We start from the raw sequence: 25,228 nt of genomic DNA, 5'->3' as shown, positions 1-25,228 counted from the left end.
CAGGCGCCGGATGACGGCCGTGCTCGCGGTATCGAGCCGCAGGCACGACCGCCGGAATGCGCGTCAGGTTGTTCGTGTCATGGCGGCCACCTGGCGCGGCGCGGACGGCGTGGGCGCCGGCGCGGTTTCCTCGGCGAAGCTTTTCGGCATGCGGCCGTGCAGGATGGCGACCGAAACGATGCTCAGCACCGCCATGCCGGCAATGTACCAGCCGATCGAATGCGAGCCATAGCGGGCGGCCATGTCGGTGGCGATGATCGGCGCGAGGGCACCGCCAAAGATGCCACCGAGGCTATAGGCCAGCGCGGCGCCGGTATAGCGCACGTTCGGCCTGAACAGTTCCGGCAGATAGGCGCCCATGGGGCCATAGACGCCGCCCATGATGGCCAAGGTCGTCGACATCGCCAGGGCGATGATCACGGGATTGCGGGTATCGAGCAGCGGGAAGAAGAACATGGCCCAGATCGCGGCGATGGCGGCCGAAATCATGATCACCCGCGATCGTCCGTACCGGTCGCTGAGCATGCCGCAGAGCAGCGTCGAGACCCCCATGGCGATCACGGCGACCATTGTCAGCGCCAGCATATGCGGCCTGGAGAGCCCCAGCGTGTCGACGCCATAGCTCAGGCCGAAAGTGCCGGTCGTGAAGAACAGCACATAGGTAATGGCGGTCGACAGGCCACCGAGCACGACCTGGAGGAAGTCGGACCTGAGAACGTCGACCATCGGCGCCTTGGACTGCTGCTCCTTCTCGATGACCTTCTGGAAGACGGGCGTCTCGGCGATGGTCAGGCGGATATAGAGGCCGAAGATGATCAGGACGGCGCTCAGCAGGAAGGGAATTCGCCAGCCCCAGTCCAGGAACTGAGCTTCCGACAACATCATGCTGAGGAACAGGAAAATGCCGTTGGACAGCAGGAAGCCCGGCGCGCTGCCGAGCTGCGGGAGCGCGCCGAACAGGCCGCGCCGTCCCGGGGGAGCATATTCGGTGGCCAGCAGCGCAGCGCCGCCCCATTCGCCGCCGAGACCGAACCCTTGGGCGAAGCGCAGGACGCACAGAGCAATCGGAGCGGCGATCCCGATGGATGAATAGGTCGGCAACAGCCCGATGAAGACGGTGGCGACACCCATGGTCAGCAGCGAAGCGACCAGCATGGCCTTGCGACCGATCCGGTCGCCGAAATGACCGAAGACAACGGCGCCGAGCGGCCGCGAAACGAAGCCGACGGCGAAGGTGGCAAAGGCCGCGATCGTGCCGGTCACCGGATCGAGGGTCGGGAAGAAAACGGTCTTGAATACCAGCGCCGCGGCAATGCCATAGATATAGAAATCATAAAATTCGATCGTCGTGCCGACCAGGCTCGCGACAGCGACCTTCGTTCTCGATACGTCATTTGAATTCGTGCTCATCACTTTGTCCTCTCGGTTCCCGTCTGGATTTTCTGCATTTTTTGCAGAGCGCCGATCTTTTCGACCGAACGTTATTCATCTCGTTGCAATGCCCGGGCACCCGGGATTTGCCTGCTTGTTCAATGCGAACGGCTCCGACGCCCTTGCCGCCCGGGCCGCGAGGCCCGCCGGCCGGGATCAGAACGTGACGACGGAGCGGATCGATTGTCCGTCCCGCATCAGGTCGAAGGCGGTGTTGATGTCGTCGAGCGGCATGGTGTGGGTAATCAGGTCGTCGATGTTGATCTTGCCCTCCATGTACCAATCGACGATCTTGGGGACATCGCTCCGCCCCCTCGCTCCACCGAATGCCGTGCCCTTCCAGGTGCGCCCGGTGACGAGCTGGAACGGCCGCGTGGAAATCTCGGCGCCGGCCGGCGCGACGCCGATCACGATGCTGGTGCCCCAGCCGCGATGGCACGCTTCCAGGGCCTGCCGCATCACCGCGACATTGCCCGTGCAATCGAAGGTGAAATCGGCGCCGCCATCGGTCAGGTCCTGGATGGCCGCGACAATCCGGTCGTTGCCGACCTCGCGCGGGTTGACGAAATCGGTCATGCCGAACCTTTCCGCCACGGCGCGCTTGTCCGGATTGAGGTCGACGCCGATGATCCTGTCGGCCCCGACCATGCGGGCGCCCTGGATGACGTTGAGGCCTATGCCGCCGAGGCCGAAGACCACGACATTGGCGCCGGGCCAGACCTTGGCCGTATGGATCACGGCGCCGATGCCGGTAGTGACGCCGCAGCCGACATAGCAGATCTTGTCGAATGGAGCGTCCGGCCGGACTTTGGCCAGCGCGATTTCGGGCAATACCGTGAAATTCGAAAAGGTGGAGCAGCCCATATAGTGAAAGATCTCGCCGGCATCGCAGGAGAAGCGGCTGGTGCCATCGGGCATCACGCCTTGTCCCTGGCTGGCGCGGATCGCGGTGCAGAGGTTCGAGCGCTGCGACAGGCAGGTTTTGCAGGCGCGACACTCGGGCGTGTAGAGCGGAATGACGTGATCGCCGGCCGCCAGCCCGGCCACACCGGCCCCGACCTCACGGACGATGCCGGCGCCTTCATGGCCGAGGATCGCCGGGAACCGGCCTTCGGCGTCGAGGCCGGACAGCGTATAGGCATCGGTGTGGCAGACGCCGGTCGCCATGATCTCGACCAGCACTTCGCCGGCCCTCGGGCCGCCGACGTCGATGGTCTCGATGGTCAAGGGGCTATCCGCCTTCCAGGCGATGGCCGCGCGCGATTTCATGGATGTCCCCTCAGAGGTCGAGCACGAGAAGTTCGGATTCGGCACGCGAGACGCAGGTCAGGATCACCGTCCCCGAGGCACGTTCGGCATCGCTGAGGACGTCGTCGTTATGCTCGGGAGTGCCGGCGAGAACCTTGACGAGGCAGGTGCCGCATATGCCCGCCCTGCAGGAATTGGTGACTTTCTGGCCCGCATCTTCCAGCACCGCGAGCAGGCTGCGCCGGGCGGGCACGGTGAGCCTTTGTCCGGAGCGTGCGAGATGGACCTCGAAAGATCCCGGTTCGCGCGCCGGCCTGGCGCCGGGCGCGAACCGCTCGCGATGCAAGGCCCCGGCGCGCCAGGTCCGACAGATGTCTTCCACCGCATCGATCAGCGGCCCGGGACCGCAGCAATAGACCACCGTGTCGGCCCCGGGGGCGCCGAGAAAACCCTGGAGATCGAGAAGGCCGCGTTCGTCCTGCGGGACAATATGGACCTCGCCACCGGCCAGGCCGTCGATCTCCGCCAGGAAGGCCATGGAGCCACGCGTGCGGCCACCGTAGAGCAGTGCCCATGGCCTGCCCGCCAAAGCCACCTGCCGGAGCATCGGCAGGATCGGTGTCACTCCGATGCCACCGGCGACGAAGAGATAGCGGCCGGCTCCGGCCAATTCGAAATTGTTCCGGGGTCCGGCGACCTGAAGGATGTCTCCCGGCCGAACCTCGTCATGGATGAACCGGGATCCGCCGCGGCTGCCCGGCTCGCGCAGCACGCCGATACGCCATCTGTCGGCATGCCCGGGATCGCCGCACAACGAGTACTGCCGGATCAATCCGCCCGGCAGGACCACGTCGATATGCGCCCCCGGCGTCCAGGCCGGCAGCGGCCCGCCCGTAGCGGCGGCCATGTCCAGGGACAGGACCCCGTCCGCCTCGACGTTCACCGACATCACCTTGACGTCGAAGACGGCATTGGCCTGCCCCGTCCGGGGTGATCGGCCTGGCGCCATGTCGTTCATCACCTTGAACCTTTCCGAGCGGGTCATCGAAAGCGTGGGACCTCGCCATGGCGAAGCCCCGGCGCGTCAGCCGGCGGCGCGCCGGGCTCCGGCCACGGATTCGGGCGTGAAGGTCTTCCAGGCGATGTCGCGCATGCCTCTCATCGCCCGCAGGATTTCGTCGCGGTCGTGGTCGGTCCTGGCATAGGCGGACAGGATCTGGCGGCCGAGGCCGACGTGGAACTTCTCATCGATCTCGATCTGCTTGTAGATCCGGACGACCTCGTCAAATCCGTGCCGCTCGCCGGCCAGGAATGTCGGCTCGAAACTGCCCGACGCGGAGGTCTCGGAGGTGTTCCAGGCGGCGATCGCCGCCAGCGGGTGACGCTCGAGGCAGTCCCACAGGAACTCGCTCCAGGGCCGGGCCTCCGGCGGCACGGAGGTCGGTACGGTCCCGCCCAGCGATTCAATCGCCTTGCCGACCGCCTCGTAGTGCTCGGCCTCCTGAAACGACTGCTTGGCGAGGAGCGTGATATGGCTGCGCGAGAAGCCCATGCCATAACGGCGGATCTGCTCGTTCAGCAGAAAGACATAGTCTATTTCTCGCCACGCGCGCGGCTCCAGCCACGACGCCAAGATCTTGGGGTCCGGATTCTTGTCATAGGAGGCGAAGAACGATTCCGTCGCTCGCCGGGTTGACTGGAAGACTGAATCCAGAATCTGGTCGACCTCGTCGCTGATTCCATCGAGCCCGTTTCCACCCCGAACTCTTCTGACATCCACCATGTTTCCCTCCAGAATTCGCCGATACGTGCTCGGCGCTTGATCTCTACTTGGAGCATGATGGTAGGTCGGGCATTGCGACGGACACAGCGTTTAGAATTGTCTTCTGTTTTAGAAATACTAAAATGAGGACATGCCGCGCGGGAGGACAGGTTGGTCAAGCTGCCACCACTAAAGGCCCTGCAGGCCTTTGAGGCCTTCGGCCGGCTGGGCAGCGTCACCGACGCCGCCGCCGAGCTCGGCGTCACCCCCGGCGCCGTCAGCCAGCAATTGCGCAAGGCCGAGGAAGCGCTCGATCTGCATTTGCTCGAGCGGCGCGGAAAGAGTGTCGAACTGACCGCGTGGGGCCGGCATTATCACGGCCAGATCGCCGCCGGGTTCGACAAGCTCCGCAGTGCTCAGGACGACCTGTTTCGCCTGCGGGCCAAGGGCGGCCTGGTGTTGAGCTGCCTGCCGTCACTGGCGAACAAGTGGGTGGGGCCTCGCCTGGTCGATTGGCAATTGTCCCATCCCGACGCGAATGTCCGGCTGCTGGGTACGGGATCCGAACCGCTTCTCGGCGACGGCTCGATCGACTTCCGCATATCCTATGGCAACCGGATCCGGGCCTTCGACCACTATGTCGTGCTGTTCACCGATTGGGTGGTCCCGGCCTGTTCGCCGGCCTTCCTTGACCGGCATCCGCTCGCCGGCCCCCTGGACATCCTGGAGCTGCCGCTTCTGGGCATCGAATGGGACGCCGATCACAAGGCCGCACCCAACTGGTCCGACTGGGCGGAAAGCATCGGAGCGAAACCGCGCGGCCCCCACGGCGAATTGACCTTTTCCCTGTCCAGTTCGGCCATCGACGCGGCCATGAACGGGCGCGGCTTTGTCCTGGCGCAGCTCTCGATGATCGCCGACGATCTCGACGCCGGCCGTCTCGTCGTCCCCTTCGACCGCCGCCTGAAACTGTCCGAACCCTATTTCCTGGCCTGGGATCGCTCCGCCCTGGCCAAGCCGTTCGGACCCGACCTGCGGGCCTGGATCGTTTCGATCGCCAGGGAACAGAGCTCCCTGTCGGCGGGCCTGCGGCATGGGGGTGGTGCGCGGCAGGTTGTGCAAGATCGCTGAGAGAGGGGCGGCCGCGGCAAGCCGGCGGCGTGCAGCGCCCCAGTCCGGCTATTCGCGCCGGAGCGCGCCGAGGAGCTTCCGAGCGATTTCCGCCGGCGTTTCGCCATCGGGGCGATACCAGGTGATCGCCCAGTTCAACGCGCCGAGCAGGCCCAGCCTGAAGATGCGCCGGTCGACTTCGGCCGGCAGCGGCAATTCCGCGACCAGGTTCTTGAACACGGCCTCGTAGCTGTCGCGCAGAACGACCGTCTGCTCGCGCCGCGGCAGGCTGTCGGTCGACAGGTGTGAGATCAGGACCACGGCAAAGCGGTTCTTCTCCAGGAGGCTGCGCAGGTGCGCGATGCACGCGGCCTCCAGCCGCGCCCAGGGATCGTCATAGCCCGCCATGGCCCTGGTGACCGTGTCGAGCGTCTGCGCGACGGCAAATGCATAGACGGCGACGAACAGATCCTCCTTGGACGGGAAATGGTGGTACAGCGAGCCGGGCAGGATGCCGACGGCCGCCGCTATGTCGCGCATCGAGGTGTGCTCATAGCCCTTGCTGGCAAACAGCCGCGCCGCCTGGTTGATCAGGACCTGCCGGCGGGCCCCCGTCGAGCCCTGCCGTTCATCGCCCCCCGACCACGCCGCCGCCTTCGCGGGACGAGACCGGCGAGGCGATGGGGAACGGGCACGCTTGGGCTCTGTCGAGGTCATCTGCTTGGCTCCGGCCACGTGCGGCACCGAGCGAACCTATTACCGTGCGGGGCACGCCTCGTCGATAACGCCGGTTGACTCAAAAAACAAATGATTGTTTGGTTTGCGCCGACGCGCAGAGCCATGTCGCTAACGCCCGCTTCCATGTCGGGCGACGTCGTGTCTAGGGAAAGGGAAGAGAAGTCATGGGTGCCTGGGACGTGAGAGGGCCTGCCAGCGGCAGGGGCAAATCCTGGCGCGACGCCTATCCGGAGCTCGCCGAGACCGTCACCCGGATCAAAGCGCCGATGGGACGCGGCATCGTCTGGGAGGGCACCGAGATCTGGGCCTATCGCGACCGGCCGCGCAACATCGTCGCCTGCCTGGCGGCCAATGTCGCCCGCCTGCCGGACCGCGAAGCCTATGTCTTCCATCCCGGCGGCCAGAGAATGACCTGGCGCGAGGTCGGAGTGCAGGTCGACCTTGTCGCGGCCCGGCTCAAGCGCGACCATGGTTTCGCCAAGCGCGACCGCCTGTGCCTGCTGACCGCGGGCTGTCCCGAATACGTCATCGGCTACCTCGCCATCCTGAAGCTCGGCGGGATCGCGGTGCCGGTCAATCTGGGCCTCACCGCGGAAGGGCTGGCGGCCCAGATCAACAAGGTCGGAGCCAAGGCGCTGATCGTCTCGCCTGATATCTGGGGTGACAAGCTGCAGGCAGTGCGGGCCCAACTCGATAGCGTCCAGGTCGTCTTCGCCACCGGCGAGGCCGCGCCGGCCGGAACCCTCCCCTTCTCCCTCCTGACCCAGCCGGGCGTCGAACCTGTGCCGGAAGAGACGATCGATGAATGGGATCCCTGCGCGATCTCCTTCACCTCGGGCACGACCGGCGCGCCCAAGGGCACGACGGCGATGCATATCAACGCGCTCGGCTGCGCGCAGAACATCGTGGTCGTCGCCAAGGGCCTCGACGCGAACGACATCAACCTGTGCATGCCGCCGCTCTATCACAACACGGCCGTCTACGCCGACTTCATGCCGGCACTGCTCACCGGCGGCACATGCGTGGTCATGGCCGCATTCACACCCTTGGACGCGATCAGGCTCATCGAGAAGGAGCGGGCGACCTGGGCGGTGGCGGCGCCGATCATGCTCTGGATGATGATGAATCACCCGGAATTCCGCAGCCACGATTGCTCGACGCTGAAGAAGATCATCTTCGGCGGGCACGCCGCCTCGGAAACCTATATCAACCAGTTGAACGAGGAATTCTCACCCGTTGCCATGGTCAATGCCGGCTCGGTTTCCGAAAGCACCGCGCTCGGCTTCGCCTTGCCCACCGAGGATGCGATCCGCAAGATCACCAGTTGCGGCCTGGCGACACCGAACACCGACATCGCGATCTTCGACGATGCCGGCAACGAGATTGTCGAACCCAATGTGATCGGCGAAGTCGCCTATCGCGGCCAGCAGACGAACGCCGGCTACTGGGAAGAGCCGGGCAAGACCGCCGAGGTCTTCCGACGCGATGGTTTCGTGTTGTCGGGCGACTGGGCCAAGATCGACGACGAGGGTTATCTCTGGCTGCTCGACCGCAAGAAGGACATGGTCGTGCGCGGCGGCCAGAACGTCTATTGCATCGAGGTCGAGAACAAGCTGTTCCTGCACCCGAAAGTGCTGAGGGTGGCGGTGGTCGGAGTGCCCGATCACGTTTTTTCGGAGCGCCTCAAGGCGGTGATCGTGCTCAAGCCGGGGCAGAGCGCCACCGAGCAGGAGATGCGCGACCATTGCGCTGAGCATCTCGCACGCTACGAGACCCCCGAATATATCGTCTTCGCCAAGGCCTTGCCGACCAACCCCGCGGGCAAGACGCTCAAGCGACCCCTCGTCGATTTCTGGGGCGACACGGACGACGAGGTTTCGTCGCGTTTCGGTGCGTTCTGCGGGAGCATGCCGCCTGCCCTGATGGACATGCCGCATTTGAAGATCGACGGCGAAGCGATGACCCCGCGCGCGGCCCTGTCGGAGCTGGCCCAGCGCAGCACGACGGGACGGAGCATCGCCGGAATTGTCGAGACGCACGGCGTCACGGCGCTGACCACGCCGAGCGAAGCCCGGTTCCGCCGGGACCGCTGAGCCGGGCCGTGGCCTGCGCTGACGGCAACGACCCGAGACACATGCGCATGAAGAGGACACTTCTTCCGATGCCGAGTTTTGACTTCGCCGACCCTGCGATCAACGCGGATCCATTTCCTCAGTTCGCGCATTTGCGCGCGACGGATCCAATCCATTGGTCGCCTTCCATGAAGGCCTGGATCATCACCCGCTATGACGATGTGAAGCGCCTGGCGGTCGCCAATTCCGACATTTCCGCGAACCGCCTGGCGCCGTTCTTCGCGGCCACCTCGGCCAATGGTCCCGGGACCTATGCCAACCTGATGACCTATCTCGGACATTGGATGGTCTTCCGCGATCCGCCCGAACACACGCGGTTGCGCCGGCTGTTCACCAAGGCGTTCACGCCCCGCTCGGTGAAGGCGCTTGCGACCACCATCGAGCAGATCGTCGGATTGCTCCTCGACGACATGGAAGCGAAGGCGCGCCGGACCGGTGCCGTCGACTGGATCGCGGATTTCGCCTATCCGCTGCCCGCGACGGTCATGATGGACCTGATCGGCGTGCCTCGAAACGACCTTTACGACGTCAAGCGGTGGTCCGACGATATCGCGCTCTTCATCGGCACGTCCCGAGCCTCTGCCGACAAATACGCGCGTGCCGAAGCCGGAGCCAAGGCGATGGCGGACTACTTTCGCGGCATCCTCGTGGAACGCGCAGCCACCCCTCGGGACGACATCATCAGCCAGCTCGTCGCGCCGCAGGACGACCAGGACAGGCTGAGCGCGGACGAGGTGATCGCGACCTGCATCCTGCTGCTGTTCGCGGGCCACGAGACGACGACCAACCTGCTCGGCAACGGCTTGTATTATACCCTGACATTTCCCGACCAATGGGCGCGCCTGAAGTCCGATCGGGCGCTGATCGAGCCCGCCGTCGAGGAGTGGCTTCGCTACGACGGTCCGAGCGGTGCCCTGGCACGCGTCGTGACCGCCGATGTCGAGTTCGGCGGCAAACGCCTGCTGCAAGGACAGCGCGTCTTCGCCTTCGTGAACGCGGCGAACCGGGATCCCGAACAATTCGCCGATGCCGACCGTTTCGATATCGGCCGCACGCCCAACGCCCACCTGACATTCGGGCACGGCATTCACTTCTGCCTGGGAGCCGCGCTCGCCAGGCTGGAAGCGCAGATCGCGCTGTTGCGACTGATCGAACGCTTTCCCGGTATCGCCATGGTCAACGCCGAGCCGTTGGAGTGGCGCGATTCGCTCATTTTGCGCGGGCTGAAATCGATGCCGGTGCGCCTGTGGTGAGGCCCCATCTCCACCTCGTGCCATGACGCGCCAAGCCACGGCAGCGCTCCGATTTCACCGTGGCCGGCGTACCGGCACGTTCGATCAACGCCCGGACATGGAGGGCAACGATGCGCGACGCCTATGTGATCGCGACCGCCTGCAGCGCTTTCGGGAAAAAGCCTGAGACGGGCTTCAAGGCGCTGACGCGCGAGATCTATCTCGCCGTCCTGAACGACGCCGGATTGGACGATGGCCGGGACATTGCGATGGCCTGGTTCGGCAATTGCGGAATGGGCTCGTTCGGGCAACGCAACATCCGCGGACAGGTCTGCTTCGCGCCGCTGGTGCGGGATCGCCTGTTTCCGGAACGTGTTCCCATGATGAACGTCGAAGGGGGTTGCGCCACCGGATCGCAGGCCCTCCACGGCGCCTGGAAAGACATCGTCTCGGGCGATGCCGAACTGTCGCTGGCGATTGGCGTCGAGAAAACGTTCGTCCCGGACGATCCGGGCCGCACCCGGGAGCTCTTCGCGGGCGGCATCGATTGCCTCGATGCGGACGAATGGCGGACCTATTACCAACAGGCCGGAGCCGCTTGCGGCAAGCCCTTCGCGCCGGAAGAAAAGGGCGGCACGATCTTCATGGATACCTATGCCATGCAGGCCGCCTATCACATGAAGCGCCATGGGACGACGCAACGCCAGATCGCGGCGGGCGCATCGAAGAATCATGCCCATGGCAGCCTCAACCCGCTGGCGCAGTACCGTTTCAAGGTCACGACCGACGAAGTCCTGGCCGATCGTGACGTGAGCCATCCGTTGACGCGCAGCATGTGTGCCCCGATCGGCGACGGCGCGGCGGCCGCGCTCGTCTGCTCGGAAGACTATCTGGCCGGATTGCCGGCGCGGGTCAGGCAGCGCGCGGTCAAGATCCGGGCCAGCGCCATGGCGGGAGGCAAGTATCGCTTGCTCGACGAGCCCGGCCTTTCGCGTGTCGCCGCGGCCAAGGCCTATCGCATGGCGGGGCTGACCGCCGCGGATATCGACATCGCCGAGGTCCATGACGCGACATCGTTCTGCGAGATCTATCAGGTGGAGATGCTCGGGTTCTGCGCGGAGGGGCAAGGTGGCGCCTATGTGGCCTCCGGCGCCACCACGCTGGGCGGGGAACGTCCAGTCAACCTCTCCGGCGGCCTCGTCTCCAAGGGGCATCCGATCGGAGCCACCGGCCTGTCGATGATCCATGAACTCGTGCTGCAGCTGCGTGGCGAAGCGGGCGCGCGACAGGCCAGGAACGCGCGGATCGGACTTGCCGAGAACGGCGGAGGCGTCGTCGGCTTCGACGAAGCCGCCTGCGCGGTCACGATCCTCGAAGGTCCTGCCGCCGGTTGATGCGGCGGGACCGCGTCGTGGCCCAATCCGGCCGCCGGCATTCCGGCGCGGGAAACCGCCGTCGGGTTCATCGCCCGGACATGCGCCGACGGCCGCATCCGATCTCGTCATTCCCGATCGAGGTTTCCATGTCGCCCCATTCGCGGCCCGTGACTTTCGCGGGGATCGAAGACAACAGGCTCGAAGGCGATGTCTATGGCCATGGCGAGCGGGTCGCGCTGCTGCTGCATAGCGGCGGCCAGACCCGTCAAGCCTGGCAGGGCACGGCGCGCAGACTGGCCGAGCGTGGCTTGACCGCCATTGCCGTGGACCAGCGCGGTCACGGCGACAGCGCCTGGGTCGACAGCGGCGCCTACGGTTGCCGCGAGTATGGGACGGAAGCGGCGTCTCTCGGGCAACAGATCGAACGGCGTTTCGGCGCCAGGCCAGTCGCCATCGGCGCCTCTCTCGGCGCGATCCCCGGCAAGGCGGCCGACCGGCTGGCCTGAACGGCGGGTCTGCGGCCGGACAGCTCACAGCCCCGGCAAATCCAGCCGGCGCCGGAAGCCTTTGACCCCATCATCCATGCCATGAGCATGGAGAAAGCCACGAGAGTTCGATGGCCTTTTGCGCCAGCACGAGGGCGGGGTTGTCCTTGCCAGCCTCGGTCTAAGCCGCGGCGGCGGCCGGCCTCGCTTCGCGACGCGATAGCCGCGCGCCGAACCGGATCAGCGGTTGCTCGAAATATCGAAACGACAGCCAGCACCAGACGAGGCAGACGGCCATGGTGAGCAAATAAAAGCCCGTGCCAGCGCCGGCATATGGACCCGTCGCCAATTGCTGCCAGAGATATATGCCGTAGGACCTGCGACCGATCTCGACCAATGGCCGCCAGGAGAGCGCGACGCCGAGCCACTGAACCGGCCGAAGCCACCCTATCAGCCAGCGCAGAGGCGTCTCCAAGACGGCAGCCAGCACGCCGATCGATATGAAAACAAACCCGCGCAAGGGGTAGAGGATCTCGCCCTCGATTGCGTAGACCCAAGCAAGTCCGGCAATGACGAGCCCCACGACGACGATACGCCCCAGCCACCTTCCTTTGAAACCGAAAACGAATATCAAGGGGAATAACAGGTAGAACTGCTCCTCGAACGCGAGAGACCAGGTGTGAACGACCCACCAGTCGCACCACGTCAGATTGCAGGTAAAGAGCGCGGCCCGCATCACGTCCTGGTTGCTCAACTCTATGGCGCCCAGGCCGGCCATGGCCTTGGCCACCAGCAGATACAGGGCCAGCGGAGGCAAGATGCGGCATGCGCGGCGGATGAAAAAGCCCGCGATCGAGATCCTGCCTTCCCGTGCGTCCTCGGCGATCATGTTCCGGGCGATGACGAAGCCGGAGATGACAAAAAATATGTAAACCCCAACGCGCCCCAGAACGACCCATGGATGGTTGAAGTAATCGTCGGGTAGCGGCACGGCGATGGATGAGTGGGTCGCCAGATGGTGGGCGATCACCATGCCCACGGCGATCGCACGCAGGCCGTCGAGGGCACCGATACGTTCATGCCCTGCCATTCCCGCCCCGCGTCGTCGCGTCTGATTGTCAGCCCGGCCGCATTGATAGAGCCCGACGATCATCGCGCGCAAGCTGCGCCGGCGCCAAAAAGGCCGTCGCGTGCCCCGAGCGACACGCCGCGCCAATCGAAGACGGAGACGCCCGCAGGGTCATGCACCGCACCGAACCTCACGACAGCCGACAGGTCGCGCGCTCCAAGATCCGTCTGACGAGCAGGATATCTACCCTGATGGCGGCGTCGTCCTCAGTGGTGCAATCGAGCCTCGCCGCGACGGCATAGAGTGGCGCGTGACCCGACTTTCGCGGTCGCGGATATGGGTCATCATCTGAGCGTCGAGGGCCTCTGGATCGTGGACATCGGATCTTCACCGAGGCGCGATAGCCGAAGAAGAGGACGGTACCGCCGAAAATCAGGCCGCGACAATGCCGCGGACGATCGGCGAGATGCTTACAGATATTGCCGGTTTTGGGCGCCCCTATCGCCGACTTGGTCACCCTGGGCCTCGATCCGCTCTATGTTGAGCTGTGGGACGATGCCAAGGCCGCGAGCAAGATCCGCTTCACCTGCCCCGGCTGCGACCAGCACGCATGGGCAAAGCCCGGCGCCAAGCTGATCTGCGGCGAGTGTGAAATGCCAATGGTGGCGGACGAACAGCCCGAGGGCGAGAACGAGGCGTGATCAAAAGTCTTACGTAAGACTTTTTCGAAGTCTTACGTTCTCACATCGTTCTTTTGGGAAAACCCGAATTCGCCAGCAGCGACAAGGGGTTAAGTGGTGGGTGATGAAGGACTCGAACCTTCGACCCGCTGATTAAGAGTCAGCTGCTCTACCAACTGAGCTAATCACCCATCCGTCCCGCCGCGACCGAGACCGTTGCGGGAGCGCGGTGACTAGCAGAGACGAATACGCATGTCCAGAACACCACCGCAGGATTTTTCACAAGATGTGTGGATCACCCTGGACAGGGTTAAACGCGATGGCCGTCGCCGGCGCCCGACCGGGCCTCACGAGGCCGGCGGCCAGAGCCAGGCGGCGCCACGCACGCCGGAGGAATCGCCGTGGAGCGGCTTGGCGACCGGCGTGTCCACCGCATCCGAAAAGACATGGGCGCGCATCGCCTCGCCCAGGTCGGCATAGAGCCGGTCGACATTGCCCATGCCGCCGCCGAGGAGAATGACATCCGGATCGAGAATGTTGATGACATGGGCCAGTGCCCGGCCGAGCCGGTCGACATAACGCCAATAGGCCTCGGCCGCGGCCGCCTCGCCCCGCTCCGCCGCGGCGACGATCTCGGGGGCGGCCAGCCGGCGGCCGGAGGCGCGGCCGAAATCGGCCGCAAGCCCGGGCCCCGAGAGCCAGGTCTCGATGCAGCCGCGCTTGCCGCAATAGCAGCCGGGCGCGTTGACCACCTCCTCGACCGAGGGCCAGGGCAAGGGGTTGTGGCCCCATTCCCCGGCGATCAGGTGGCGCCCGCGCAGGATCCGCCGGCCGATCGCGATGCCGGCGCCGACGCCGGTGCCGAGAATGACGCCGAACACCACATGGGCCTCGCGGCCGGCGCCGTCGACCGCCTCGGACAGCGCGAAGCAATTGGCGTCGTTTTCCAGCCGCACCGCGCGGCCCAGCAGCAAGCCTAAGTCCTTGTCGAGCGGCTTGCCGATCAGCGCGACCGAATTGGCGTTCTTGACCAGGCCGGTCGCCGGCGAGACGGCGCCGGGAATGCCGACGCCCACCGTGCCCCTCTCGCCGAGCTCGGCCTCCACGCCGTCGACCAGGCCGCCAATGGCGCGCAGGATCGCGGGATAATCGCCCTGGGGCGTCGCCACGCGGCGGCGCACGAGCTCCCGGCCCCCATCGTCAAGGGCCAGGATCTCGATCTTGGTGCCGCCGAGATCGATGCCGATACGCATCGGGGACGGCTACTCCGCCGCCTCGATGGCGCGCTGGGGGTGCAGCCGTTCCTGCTTGGCGATCATCTTGTTGAGCGCCGAGAGATAGGCCTTGGCCGAGGAGACCAGGGTATCCGGGTCGGCGCCCTTGCCGGTGAAGCTCTGGCCCTCGGCCTGCAGGCGCACCGAGACCTCCGCCTGGGCATCGGTGCCGGCGGTGACCGCGTGGACCTGGTAGAGCTCGAGGGTCGCGTCATGCGGCACGATCGCCTTGATGGCGTTGAACACCGCGTCGACCGGGCCGTTGCCGGTCGCCTGCACCGTGCGATGCGTACCGTCGAGGTCGAGCGTCAGGGTCGCCGCCTGCGGGCCCATGGTGCCGGCCACGACCAACAACGACATGACCTTCATGCGGTCATGGGAGTTGGCCAGCTTCTCGTCGACCAGCGCCTCGATATCCTCGTCGTAGATCACCTTCTTGCGGTCGGCGAGATCCTTGAAGCGGACGAAGGCGTCCTCCAGCTGGTTGTCGGACAGGGTGTAGCCGAGGTGCTTCAGCTTGTCCTTGAAGGCGTTGCGGCCGGAATGCTTGCCCATCACCAGCGAGGTCGATTTCACGCCGACCGAGTCGGGCGTCATGATCTCGTAGGTCTGGGTGTTCTTCAGCATGCCGTCCTGGTGGATGCCGCTCTCATGGGCGAAGGCGTTCCGGCCGACGATCGCCTTGTTGTACTGGACCGGGAAGGAGGTGACGGCGGCGACCAGCTTGGAGGCGCGGGTGAGCATCTTGGTCTCGATGCCGCAGTCGTAGCGGAAGATGTCGTTGCGCGTCTTGATCGCCATGACGATCTCTTCGAGCGCGGCATTGCCGGCCCGCTCGCCGATGCCGTTGATGGTGCATTCGATCTGGCGGGCACCACCCTCGACGCCGGCCAGCGAATTGGCGACCGCCATGCCCAGGTCGTTGTGGCAATGCACCGAGAAGATCGCCTTGTCCGAATTGGGCACGCGGGCGCGCACCATCTCGAACAGCGCCTTATATTCGTGCGGCGCGGTGTAGCCGACCGTGTCGGGGATGTTGATGGTGGTGGCGCCGGCCTTGATCGCCGCCTCGACGCAGCGGCAGAGGAAGTCGTGCTCGGTGCGGGTGCCGTCCTCGGCCGACCATTCGACGTCGGGAACCAGGTTGCGGGCGCGCGCCACCGAGGCGATGACCATGTCCAGGACCTGGTCGGGCTCCTTCTGCAGCTTGTGCTTCATATGCACCGGCGAGGTCGACAGGAAGGTATGGATGCGCGGCTTGACGGCATGGCGTACCGCTTCGCCCGCCCGGTCGATATCGGCCATGCCGGCGCGGGCAAGGCCGGTGACGGTGGCCTGCTTGATCCGCCCGGCGATCGCCTGGACGGCCTCGAAATCGCCGTTCGAGGCAATCGGGAAACCGGCCTCGATGATGTCGACGCCCATTTCGTCGAGCAGGTCGGCGACCTGCAATTTCTCTTCCAGCGTCATGGTCGCGCCGGGGCACTGCTCGCCGTCGCGCAGCGTGGTGTCGAAGATCAGAACGCGGTCCTTGGACGAGGTGGTCATGGCTTGGTCCTTCCTAGAGGCGGGCCGGCGGCTGCGCTCTCAGGCGCAGGACATCGCGAGCCCGAGGATTCGGGTGCGTGGCATTTCCCCTGAGCGCCAAGGCCGGACGGCCCTGTCGGTGCTCAGGGGCCAATAAGCAGAAGGAGCGAAAGCGAGGGGGTGGCGCAGAATGCGCGAATGCGGACCGGTGCTGGAGCACGCGCGATCGGCACGAAAACCATCCTCGACAGATGCGGGCAAGGCCGCAGTTGGCTTCCTGCCTAACCGATCCAGGGGGACCGGCGCAAGAGGCAAGACGGCCGGGCGGCGCGATCGGCCCGCCAAGAACCCGCGCGCCCACGGCCTCACGCGCGGGCGCGCGCCTCGGCATAGATATTGATCAGCACGCCGGAAATGACGATGGCCGCGCCGATCAGCACGGCCAGCTCCGGCTGCTCGGCATAGACGAGCCAGCCGATCAGGCCGATCAGCGGCACGCGCAGGAAGTCGATCGGGATCACCACGATGGCGTCGCCATGGCGGAAGGCGTTGGTCAGGCAGTAATGCGCGGTGAGGCCGCAGATGCAGATGCCGGCCACCGGCAGCCAGAGCGACGCATCGAGCTTGGCCAGGAAGAACAGCGGCTGGCCGATCGCGACATCGGCGGCAAGGTTCAGCGGCAATTGCATCAGGTTCATCCAGAACAGGATGGTCCAGGTCGAATTCGAGCTGGTGAGGAATTTGGTGGTGGCGATCTGGATGCCGAAACAGACCGCGGCAAGCGCCACCAGCAGCGCCTCGGGGCGGAAGCTGTCCATGCCCGGCCGCAGGATGACCAAGACCCCGGCAAAGCCGAGGATGAGCGCGATCAGCCGCGAGACATTCATCCGTTCGCCCAGGAACAGCACGGCAAACAGCGCCACCCAGGCCGGCGTGGTGAATTCGATGGCGAAGACGGTGGTCAGCGGCAGCACCGTCAGGCCATAGGCCCAGAGCCCCTGGCCGGCGAAATGCGGCACGTTGCGCAGGACATGGATCCACGGCTTGGCGGGCCTCAGCCGCATGCCCGGCTCGCGCGCGATCAGCACCATGGCGCCGAGAATGACCAGGCCGCCGATATTGCGCAGCGCCAGGATCTCGAACACGGTCAGCCGGACACTGAGCGCGCGGACCGACACGGCGACGGCACAGAAGGACAGGAGCGATCCGGCCATCCAGAAGGCGACCAGGCCGAAATTGCGGGAGGACGATAAAGCCATCGGATCTCGAGATGCGCCTGTGCGGCCGAACGCGCCGGGTTCCCCCTTCTAGATGGGCCGCCACCGGCGGTCCTCCGCGATTTTCGCAGGGCCGGCCCGTTTGCTGTTGACGACCGGGGGCCTGTTGCGTATAGACCGCCCTCCGTGGCGGCCTCGTGCCGCCGCTCTCATTTTCTTCGGGCGGCGACTCCGTCGACGCCAGCCACCGGGACAGGAAACCCATGGCCAACACCGCTTCTGCCAAGAAGGCTACCCGCGTCATCGCGCGGCGCACCGCAGTCAATCAGTCGCGCCGTTCGCGCATGCGCACCTTCCTGCGCAAGCTCGACGAGGCGATCGCCAGCGGCGACAAGACCGCGGCAGCCGCCGCGCTCAAGGTCGCGGAGCCGGAAATCATGCGCGCTGCCCAGAAGGGTGTTCTTCATAAGAATACGGCTTCGCGCAAGGTCTCGCGCCTGGCTCACCAGGTCGCCAAGATCGGCGCCTGACGCCTCGATCACTGCAACCATTGCAGGACTACCGAACCCGGCCTCGCGGCCGGGTTTTTGTTGTCCGACAGGCGCCGGAACGACCTGCCGTAAGGGCTTCCCCAAGGGAGCCGTTGCGGCCTTGCCACAGGGCGAAGAGAAGCAATGCAACCTAAATTTTTCGTTTCACACAGGACCGGCCGACCGTGACCCGGCTCATAATCTCTCAGAAAAACGCAAGCAATATCAAATGACTACAATGGGGACAGTTCGTATCGCATCCGCAACGAACGATCTGGAGGTACCCCAAAACCTCTGTTCGGGGCGAAATTTTGTCCCGTCCGCACCCAGGAAAGCCCGATCGGGATTCGGATTTCAACGATTCGTCAGTGGGTTGAAAGCCGGCTTATCGCGTGCCGAAAACGCGTAGCCTGTCAAGGCCGCGCCGTTTACCATTTCTTAATTGAAATCCGTTGCCCAGGCCGGGGCCGCTGTGTATCGTTCAAAGCACTCGGGGGGGCCACTTCGAGTTTCACGAAACATCTGAAGTAACAGCCCGTCGCGAGGCGGGAACGGAAAGCTTGTCCCTGTATCCGGGACAATTAATCCAGGTAAAACTTTAGAAGAATTGTTGGAACTTCGTGGTTCGATCGCTGCAGCGGCACCAAGACTAAGCGGCAATCGGACCCTTGAGCAAGAACGTACCATTGGAATTGAGGCGTGCGGGCGCAACGACGTTCGCATGGGGGTCATATGTCGTCTTTGAATGATGCCGGTTATGCCGGCGATGCTGGACCGCGAACCTGCCTGGAAGCGCTGATGCAGGATGCATCGGCCCAGCTGGTCGACGTGCGCACGACTGCCGAGTGGGCCTATGTCGGCTTGCCCGACCTGAAGGCGGCGGGCAAGGAGCCGATCCGGGCCGAATGGCAGGTGTTTCCCGCCATGAAGATCGATGCCGATTTCGTCGCCAAGCTGGACGCCGCGCTCGCCGGGCGCGGGATCGGCAAGGAGGCGCCCCTCTATTTTCTGTGCCGTTCGGGCGTTCGCTCGAAGGCCGCGGCCATCGCCATGACCGCAGCCGGGCATGCCAGATGTTTCAACGTCGCCGGAGGCTTTGAAGGCCCTCCCGACCCCGACGGCCACCGTGGCCGGGTGGCGGGGTGGAAGGTCGACGGGCTCCCTTGGACCCAGACCTGATTTCCACTGCGCCCGCCTCATAAGCCGTTTCGATCCGCCGCCCGGATCACCTGCGTTTCGCCCCGTTAATTGCCGCATACCGACGATGGAGAATCTCGTGTTCGCCACCCCCGAACTTGTCCGTGACCTGACCGAAGACAAGACCGAGACGATGAACGATGCCATGCGGGCGGGCGCTGTCTGGGAGAGGGTGCGCCGTCGCTTGCGCGCCGAGTTCGGCGAGGACGTGTTCAACAGCTGGTTCAAGAGCATCGAGATCGATCAGGCCGCCGACGATGCCGTGCGCCTGTCGGTGCCCACGCGCTTCCTGAAGAGCTGGATCGACAATCACTATCGCGACCGCATCATCGCCCGCTGGAGCGAGGAGGCCGCGCAGCCGGTCCGCATCGACATGACGGTGCGCACCGCGGTCACCAATCGCGCGCCGCTGAAGCCGAAGACGCTGCCGGAAGCGGTCCGCCCGATCATCCAGTCGAGCGCACCGCGGACGCCCGACCAGGCACCCGTCGCCCATGGCCACAGCGATGCGCTGGGCGGCTCGCCGCTCGACCCGCGCCTGACCTTCGACAGCTTCGTGCAAGGCCGCTCCAACACGCTGGCCCGCGCCGCCGCGCTGCAGGTCGCCCAGTCGCGCGCCACCGACAGCGTGCTGTTCAATCCGCTCTACATCCATGCCGGCGTCGGCCTCGGCAAGACCCACCTGCTGCAGGCCATTGCCGGCACCGCCCAGGCCGCCGGCCGGCGCATTCTCTATCTCACCGCCGAGAAGTTCACCTTCGGCTTCGTCGCGTCGCTGAAGAACCAGACGGCGATCGCCTTCAAGGAGGCGCTGCGCAATATCGACCTCTTGATCATCGACGACCTGCAATTCCTCCAGGGCAAGCAGACCCAGGCCGAGTTCTGCCACACGCTGAATGCCCTGATCGATGCCGGCAGGCAGGTCGTGGTCGCCGGCGACCGGCCGCCGTCGGACCTGGAGAACCTCGATGAGCGCGTTCGTTCGCGGCTCGCCGGCGGCCTGACCGTCGAGATCGGCGCGCTGGACGAGAATCTCCGACTCGACATCCTCAAGCAGAAGCTCACCCAGGCCCGGACCCAGCACCAGGGCTTCGACGTGCCGCTGGCGGTGCTCGGCTACGTCGCCAAACATGTGACGCAGAACGGCCGCGACCTCGACGGCGCCTTCAATCGCCTGCTGGCGTCCAACCGCCTGACCAATCAGCCCGTCACGGTCGAGATGGCGGAACGGTCGATCCGCGATCTCGTCCGGGTCGCCGAGCCGAAGCGCGTCAAGATCGAGGAGATCCAGAAGATCGTCGCGCAGCACTACAATGTCAGCCGCTCGGACATCCTGTCATCACGGCGCACCGCCACCGTGGTCCGGCCGCGCCAGATCGCCATGTACCTGGCCAAGACCATGACGCTCCGGTCGCTGCCGGAGATCGGTCGCCGCTTCGGCGGTCGGGATCACACGACCGTGCTGCATGCGGTGCGCAAGATCGAAGGCCTCGTCGGCCAGGACCCGGCCCTGAACGAAGAAGTGGAAGTGCTGAAGCGCCGGCTGAACGACTGAAGCCCGCGGCATGCGGCGTCGCGGGGAGATCGCCCCGCGACATCAGCCGATGGCAAGCGACGGACCCGGTCGTCTCGCGGTGAAACGCCCGGCCGTTTCGCGCTCAGCCTCCTGGACGTTCAGAGGCAGTCGGCAGGGCTGCGCCGGAAGGGCGCGGCATCGCGCTGCGCATATTCCAGTCCGTGCAGGGCATCCTGCTCGGTGCGGGCGCTGGCCAGGGCATTTTCATAGGCCGTCACGCCGAGACTGGCCATGACACCGGAATTGAAGCGCACCCGATAGAGCCGCTGGTTGAGCCTGGGGTCGTAGCCGACCGCCTCGACCGCCCGGACGCAGAAGGCGCCGACCGGCACAGTGCGGACCGATACGGTGACGCGATTGCGCGGATCATCGGTCTGCAGGCGATCCCCGCCCGGGCCGCCGAAGCGGTTGGCGGAGGCGGGCAGCGCCAGCAGCAGCGGAGCCATCGCTGCCGCAACCACCAGCGCCAGCAGGCTGCCGCGCAGCAAGGGCGAATGCCGTTCAAGCCGTTCCTTGGACATCACGAACTCCTTCCGCCATTCGGCGGCATGCAAAATATCCTGGCGATTCTTCCTCCCTTTCAATGGCCAATTCAAGGCCCATCGCCACCCGACATCGGACACAAGCTGCTGATTTCAGTCAAAAAAGCGCCGAGAATCCGGACTCCCGCCAACGCGAGCTTGCGCAATCGGTCAAACCGGGCTTGAAAGCTGTTCGCAGTGCAGCGTGCGCCCTTGAAACATGTGCGCGCGCAGGCTTGACTGTCGTCCCTTGTTTTTCGGCGGCGGCTTGATCGCACGCCCCGGCCATGTCTTGGAGCAGCGTTGATGAAGGTGACCGTCGAGCGGGCCCAGCTCCTGAAATCCCTCGGACACGTGCATCGCGTCGTCGAGCGGCGCAACACGATTCCGGTTCTGTCCAATGTGCTGATGCGCGCCGACGGCGCCTCGCTGCGCCTGAAGGCCACCGATCTGGACATCGAGGTGGTCGAGAGCCTGGCGGCCGAAGTCGGCCAGTCCGGCGGCACCACCGTTCCCGCCCACATGATCTATGACATCGTGCGCAAGCTGCCCGACGGCTCGCAGGTGGTGATCGAAACGGTCGGCGACAAAGGCACGCTGGCAGTCAGGGCCGGCCGCTCGCGTTTCACCCTGCAGACCATCCCGGAAAGCGATTTCCCCGATATCGCGGCCGGCGAAATGAGCCACAGCTTCGAGGTCGCGGCGAAGAACCTGAAGCGGCTGATCGACAAGACGCAGTTCGCCATCTCGACCGAAGAGACGCGCTATTATCTGAACGGCATCTATATCCACACGGTCGAAAAGGCCGGTGTCAGCCTGCTCCGGGCGGTCGCGACCGACGGCCACCGGCTTGCCCAGGTCGAGTTCGAGGCGCCCCAGGGCGCCGTCGGCATGCCCGGCGTCATCGTACCGCGCAAGACGGTCGCCGAGGTGCAGCGCCTCGCCGATGATCCAGACGCCGCGGTCACCGTCGAGCTCTCGACGGCGAAGATCCGCTTCCGCTTCGGCGAGACCGTGCTGACCTCCAAGCTGATCGACGGCACCTTCCCCGACTATGCGCGGGTCATCCCACTCGGCAACGACAAGATCCTGACCGTCGAGAAGTCCGAATTCGCCGCCGCGGTCGACCGCGTGTCGACGGTTTCGTCGGAGCGCGGCCGGGCGGTCAAGCTGTCGGCGGCCGACGGCAAGCTGACGCTGTCGGTGACCAACCCGGATTCGGGGAGCGCGACCGAGGAGGTCGAGGTGTCCTACGAGGCGGACGCCATCGATATCGGCTTCAACTCACGCTACCTGCTCGACATCACCGGCCAGGTCGACGGCGATACGGTCGAGCTGAAACTCGCCGACCCCGGCTCGCCGACGCTGATCCAGGATCCGACCGGCCCGGGCGCGCTCTACGTGCTCATGCCGATGCGGGTCTAGACCCCGATGACCGCCAGCATCATCGACGGCAAGGCCGTCGCCCAGACCGTGCTGGCCAAGGCGCGCGCCGCCGCCGGCACGTTCAGCGCCAAGGCCGGACGCCCGCCGGGGCTGGCGGTCGTGCTGGTCGGCGAAGATCCGGCAAGCCAGGTCTATGTCCGCAACAAGGGCCGCGAGGCCGATGCCGCGGGCTTCCGCTCCGAGCAGCACAACCTGCCCGTCACCACCACCGAGGCCGAACTCCTGGCCCTGGTGGCCAAGCTCAATGCCGATGCCGGCATTGACGGCATCCTGGTGCAATTGCCCTTGCCCAAGACGATCGATACCGATCGGGTGCTGATGGCGATCGATCCGGCCAAGGATGTCGACGGCTTCCATCCGGTCAATGTCGGATTGCTCGGCAGCGGCGCCACCGCGCGCGCCCTGGTGCCCTGCACCCCGGCCGGCTCACTGATCCTGATCGAGAGCGTGCTGGGCGCCTCGCTCGCCGGCAAGACCGCGGTGGTCGTCGGCCGGTCGAACATCGTCGGCAAGCCGATCGCCCAATTGCTGCTGCAGCGCGACGCAACCGTCACCATTGCCCATTCCCGGACCGCCGATCTCGCCGCCGTCTGCCGCGGTGCCGATGTGCTGGTGGCCGCCGTCGGCCGACCCGAAATGATCCGCGGCTCCTGGGTCAAGCCCGGTGCCGTGGTCATCGATGTCGGCATCAACCGGATCCCGGCGCCCGAGCGCGGCGAAGGCAAGACCCGCCTGGTCGGCGACGTCGCGACCGCCGAGGCCGCGGACGTCGCGCGCGCGATCACGCCGGTGCCAGGCGGGGTCGGGCCCATGACCATCGCGCTGCTGATGGCCAATACGGTGACCGCCGCGCATCTGCGCGAGGGCCTGCCACGGCCCGCTTTCGGGGCGACCTGACCGGAGCAACCGACAATGGCAGCCGGGTTCGTCATTGTCGGTGCCGGCGCCATCGGCTGCCATGTCGGCGGCCGGCTCGCGGCGGCCGGCGAAGACGTCGTGTTCGTCGCGCGGCCGCAGATTGCCCGGTCCCTGGACAGCCAGGGCCTCATCGTCAGCGATCTCGACGGCTTTCGCACCGAACTCACGCCCAGATCCCTCGTCGTGGTCGACAGCGTCGCCGAGGCGGCCATGGGCCGGCGGCCCGGCCTCGTGCTGCTGTGCACCAAGGGCGGCGCCACGGCCGCAGCCGCGGCGGAGATCGCCCGGGCCTTTCCGGCCGGCACACCGGTGCTGTCGCTGCAGAACGGCGTCGACAATATCGCGCGTATCAAGGCGGCGGCGCCCGGCCTGCTGGCTCTCGCCGGCATGGTGCCGTTCAATGTGGTGCTGACACCGGACGGCACGGGACGCCTGACCGCCCATCGCGCGACCTCGGGCGACCTGCGGGTCGAGGATCATGCCGCCAGCCGCTCGGCGGAAGCCGCCTTCGCGCGTGCCGGGCTGCCGCTGCGCTTTGCCGCCGACATGGCCGCGGTGCAATGGGGCAAGCTCCTGTTCAATCTCAACAATCCCGTCAACGCCCTGGCCGGCCTGCCCTTGCGCGACGAACTGCTCGAAACCGGTTACCGGCGGGTCCTGGCGGCGCTTCAGGAGGAGGCGCTGGAGGTGATGGCCAAGGCCGGCATCACGCCCGCCCGGATCGGCCCTGCCCCGCCACGCCTCGTCCCAGCCATCCTGCGGCTGCCGACCTGGGTGTTCCGGCGCATTGCCGCCGGCATGCTGAAGATCGACCCGCAAGCCCGGTCGTCGATGTGGGACGACCTGCGGGCCGGGCGTCCGACCGAGATCGACGATCTCTGCGGCGCGATCGTGGCGCTGGCCGCGACGCGCGGCATGGCGGCGCCAAAAAATGCCGCGACGACCGAACTGGTGAAACAGGACGGAGGATCCCGGCGTTATTCGGGTGCGGAGCTGCTACAGCGGCTCGGCATCAGGTGATCGGGGCCTGCTCCGCGCGTCGCCAACCTTGATTTCCGGCGCGCAAGGCTCGATATCGGGCCCAACCCCTTTGTCCGCAGCCAGCGAGTTTCCATGAACAACCCGAACAAAGCGCATGAGTTCGCGCCCCGCGACGATGCCCCCGCCCACGAGAACCCGCCCGGCGCCGACCCGGCCCAGGACGTGCCCAAGCACGAGGAGCCCGAGGGCGAGACCGGCGATGCGCGCGAGGCGGAGCTTGCCGCCGCACGCGCCGAGGCCCGCGAGATGAAGGACCGCCTGCTGCGCACGCTCGCCGAGATGGAAAACCTGCGCAAGCGCACGGAGCGCGAGGTTGCCGACGCCAAGGTCTATGGCGTGACCTCGTTTGCCCGCGACATGCTGAGCGTCGCCGACAACATGCGCCGCGCCTTCGAAAGTGCGCCCGCCGAGGCCCAGGCCGAGGACGGGCCGCTCAAGGCCTTTGTCGACGGCATCAGCCTGACCGAACGTGAATTGCTCAAGACGCTGGAGAAACACGGCGTCAGGAAGATCGAGCCGAACGGCCAGAAATTCGACCCGAACCTGCATCAGGCCATGTTCGAACTGCCCAATCCGGAGCTGCCCAACGGCACGGTGGTGCAAACCGTGCAGGCCGGTTTCGTGATCGGCGAGCGGGTGCTGAGGCCGGCACTGGTCGGCGTTTCCAAGGGCGGGCCGAAGGCCGCCGCGGCTACGGCGCCCTCCGAAGGCGCATGAG

The 25,228-nt window shown here is 65.9% G+C and carries 23 protein-coding genes and 1 tRNA gene; 13 read left to right on the top strand and 11 right to left on the bottom strand.

The window, feature by feature from the left end:
- Window positions 1-63: 63 nt before the first annotated feature.
- The 4 genes from AC07WJ_RS14750 to AC07WJ_RS14735 all read right to left on the bottom strand — a co-directional run bounded on the left by AC07WJ_RS14750 (window position 64) and on the right by AC07WJ_RS14735 (window position 4,462).
- Window positions 64-1,410, bottom strand: a complete 1,347-nt coding sequence (locus tag AC07WJ_RS14750; RefSeq protein WP_494935334.1) for an MFS transporter — start codon at window positions 1,408-1,410, stop codon at window positions 64-66.
- A 177-nt stretch (window positions 1,411-1,587) separates the two neighbouring features.
- A complete protein-coding gene (locus tag AC07WJ_RS14745; protein WP_494935333.1) occupies window positions 1,588-2,700 on the bottom strand; it encodes an S-(hydroxymethyl)glutathione dehydrogenase/class III alcohol dehydrogenase in 1,113 nt (370 codons plus the stop codon).
- A 10-nt stretch (window positions 2,701-2,710) separates the two neighbouring features.
- A complete protein-coding gene (locus tag AC07WJ_RS14740) occupies window positions 2,711-3,724 on the bottom strand; it encodes a PDR/VanB family oxidoreductase (protein WP_494935332.1) in 1,014 nt (337 codons plus the stop codon).
- 39 nt (window positions 3,725-3,763) lie between these two features.
- Entirely contained in the window at window positions 3,764-4,462 is a 699-nt protein-coding gene (locus AC07WJ_RS14735) for a hypothetical protein (protein WP_494935331.1), read from the bottom strand.
- Between the two features lie 150 nt (window positions 4,463-4,612).
- Here AC07WJ_RS14735 and AC07WJ_RS14730 point away from each other — a divergent pair, with 150 nt between their 5' ends.
- Window positions 4,613-5,572 (top strand): LysR substrate-binding domain-containing protein, encoded by a 960-nt coding sequence (locus tag AC07WJ_RS14730; protein WP_494935330.1) that lies wholly within the window; start codon window positions 4,613-4,615, stop codon window positions 5,570-5,572.
- 48 nt (window positions 5,573-5,620) lie between these two features.
- Here the strand turns inward: AC07WJ_RS14730 and AC07WJ_RS14725 are convergent, their stop codons facing one another.
- Complete coding sequence (locus AC07WJ_RS14725; protein WP_494935329.1) at window positions 5,621-6,286, bottom strand: TetR/AcrR family transcriptional regulator; 666 nt, start codon at window positions 6,284-6,286, stop codon at window positions 5,621-5,623.
- 167 nt (window positions 6,287-6,453) lie between these two features.
- On the opposite strand from AC07WJ_RS14725, the gene AC07WJ_RS14720 reads away from it, so the two are divergent.
- From AC07WJ_RS14720 to AC07WJ_RS14705, 4 genes are all read left to right on the top strand, one after another.
- Window positions 6,454-8,382, top strand: a complete 1,929-nt coding sequence (locus tag AC07WJ_RS14720; RefSeq protein WP_494935328.1) for a class I adenylate-forming enzyme family protein — start codon at window positions 6,454-6,456, stop codon at window positions 8,380-8,382.
- A gap of 41 nt (window positions 8,383-8,423) precedes the next feature.
- The gene (locus tag AC07WJ_RS14715) at window positions 8,424-9,674 is read left to right on the top strand and encodes a cytochrome P450 (RefSeq protein ID WP_494935327.1); all 1,251 of its coding nucleotides are present in this window, start codon (window positions 8,424-8,426) and stop codon (window positions 9,672-9,674) included.
- Window positions 9,675-9,784: 110 nt separating this feature from the next.
- Window positions 9,785-11,047, top strand: a complete 1,263-nt coding sequence (locus AC07WJ_RS14710; protein ID WP_494935326.1) for a thiolase family protein — start codon at window positions 9,785-9,787, stop codon at window positions 11,045-11,047.
- Window positions 11,048-11,175: 128 nt separating this feature from the next.
- On the top strand, window positions 11,176-11,535 hold the full coding sequence (locus AC07WJ_RS14705; RefSeq protein ID WP_494935325.1) for an alpha/beta hydrolase: 360 nt from the start codon (window positions 11,176-11,178) through the stop codon (window positions 11,533-11,535).
- A gap of 160 nt (window positions 11,536-11,695) precedes the next feature.
- Here the strand turns inward: AC07WJ_RS14705 and AC07WJ_RS14700 are convergent, their stop codons facing one another.
- Window positions 11,696-12,667: an acyltransferase family protein gene (locus AC07WJ_RS14700; RefSeq protein ID WP_494935605.1), complete on the bottom strand. Its 972-nt coding sequence runs from the start codon at window positions 12,665-12,667 to the stop codon at window positions 11,696-11,698.
- A gap of 404 nt (window positions 12,668-13,071) precedes the next feature.
- Here AC07WJ_RS14700 and AC07WJ_RS14695 point away from each other — a divergent pair, with 404 nt between their 5' ends.
- On the top strand, window positions 13,072-13,284 hold the full coding sequence (locus AC07WJ_RS14695; protein ID WP_494935324.1) for a hypothetical protein: 213 nt from the start codon (window positions 13,072-13,074) through the stop codon (window positions 13,282-13,284).
- Between the two features lie 94 nt (window positions 13,285-13,378).
- Here AC07WJ_RS14695 and AC07WJ_RS14690 read toward each other — a convergent pair.
- The 4 genes from AC07WJ_RS14690 to AC07WJ_RS14675 form a co-directional block, all read right to left on the bottom strand.
- Window positions 13,379-13,454: transfer RNA gene (locus tag AC07WJ_RS14690), tRNA-Lys, on the bottom strand.
- Between the two features lie 156 nt (window positions 13,455-13,610).
- Entirely contained in the window at window positions 13,611-14,516 is a 906-nt protein-coding gene (locus AC07WJ_RS14685; protein WP_494935323.1) for an ROK family protein, read from the bottom strand.
- Between the two features lie 9 nt (window positions 14,517-14,525).
- Entirely contained in the window at window positions 14,526-16,085 is a 1,560-nt protein-coding gene (locus AC07WJ_RS14680) for a 2-isopropylmalate synthase (RefSeq protein WP_494935322.1), read from the bottom strand.
- 344 nt (window positions 16,086-16,429) lie between these two features.
- Window positions 16,430-17,323 (bottom strand): DMT family transporter, encoded by an 894-nt coding sequence (locus AC07WJ_RS14675; RefSeq protein ID WP_494935321.1) that lies wholly within the window; start codon window positions 17,321-17,323, stop codon window positions 16,430-16,432.
- Window positions 17,324-17,544: 221 nt separating this feature from the next.
- On the opposite strand from AC07WJ_RS14675, the gene rpsT reads away from it, so the two are divergent.
- From rpsT to dnaA, 3 genes are all read left to right on the top strand, one after another.
- Complete coding sequence (rpsT, locus tag AC07WJ_RS14670; protein WP_494935320.1) at window positions 17,545-17,811, top strand: 30S ribosomal protein S20; 267 nt, start codon at window positions 17,545-17,547, stop codon at window positions 17,809-17,811.
- 798 nt (window positions 17,812-18,609) lie between these two features.
- Complete coding sequence (locus tag AC07WJ_RS14665) at window positions 18,610-18,990, top strand: rhodanese-like domain-containing protein (RefSeq protein WP_494935319.1); 381 nt, start codon at window positions 18,610-18,612, stop codon at window positions 18,988-18,990.
- A gap of 163 nt (window positions 18,991-19,153) precedes the next feature.
- A complete protein-coding gene (gene dnaA, locus AC07WJ_RS14660; protein WP_494935604.1) occupies window positions 19,154-20,563 on the top strand; it encodes a chromosomal replication initiator protein DnaA in 1,410 nt (469 codons plus the stop codon).
- A 119-nt stretch (window positions 20,564-20,682) separates the two neighbouring features.
- Here dnaA and AC07WJ_RS14655 read toward each other — a convergent pair whose 3' ends face one another.
- Complete coding sequence (locus tag AC07WJ_RS14655) at window positions 20,683-21,105, bottom strand: hypothetical protein (protein ID WP_494935318.1); 423 nt, start codon at window positions 21,103-21,105, stop codon at window positions 20,683-20,685.
- Between the two features lie 306 nt (window positions 21,106-21,411).
- On the opposite strand from AC07WJ_RS14655, the gene dnaN reads away from it, so the two are divergent.
- The 4 genes from dnaN (at window position 21,412) to grpE (ending at window position 25,227) form a co-directional block, all read left to right on the top strand.
- Window positions 21,412-22,530 carry a DNA polymerase III subunit beta gene (dnaN, locus tag AC07WJ_RS14650; RefSeq protein ID WP_494935317.1) on the top strand — a complete coding sequence of 373 codons (1,119 nt, stop codon included), beginning with the start codon at window positions 21,412-21,414 and terminating at the stop codon, window positions 22,528-22,530.
- Window positions 22,531-22,536: 6 nt separating this feature from the next.
- Window positions 22,537-23,448 carry a bifunctional methylenetetrahydrofolate dehydrogenase/methenyltetrahydrofolate cyclohydrolase FolD gene (folD, locus tag AC07WJ_RS14645; RefSeq protein ID WP_494935316.1) on the top strand — a complete coding sequence of 304 codons (912 nt, stop codon included), beginning with the start codon at window positions 22,537-22,539 and terminating at the stop codon, window positions 23,446-23,448.
- 15 nt (window positions 23,449-23,463) lie between these two features.
- Complete coding sequence (locus AC07WJ_RS14640) at window positions 23,464-24,489, top strand: 2-dehydropantoate 2-reductase (RefSeq protein ID WP_494935315.1); 1,026 nt, start codon at window positions 23,464-23,466, stop codon at window positions 24,487-24,489.
- Between the two features lie 93 nt (window positions 24,490-24,582).
- Window positions 24,583-25,227 carry a nucleotide exchange factor GrpE gene (gene grpE, locus AC07WJ_RS14635; RefSeq protein WP_494935314.1) on the top strand — a complete coding sequence of 215 codons (645 nt, stop codon included), beginning with the start codon at window positions 24,583-24,585 and terminating at the stop codon, window positions 25,225-25,227.
- Window position 25,228 lies beyond the last annotated feature (1 nt).

Source organism: Phreatobacter sp. GW821-FHT04C01 (assembly GCF_059420385.1).
The sequence above is the reverse complement of the archived record's forward strand: the minus strand, read 5'-3'. Positions and strand labels throughout refer to the sequence as shown.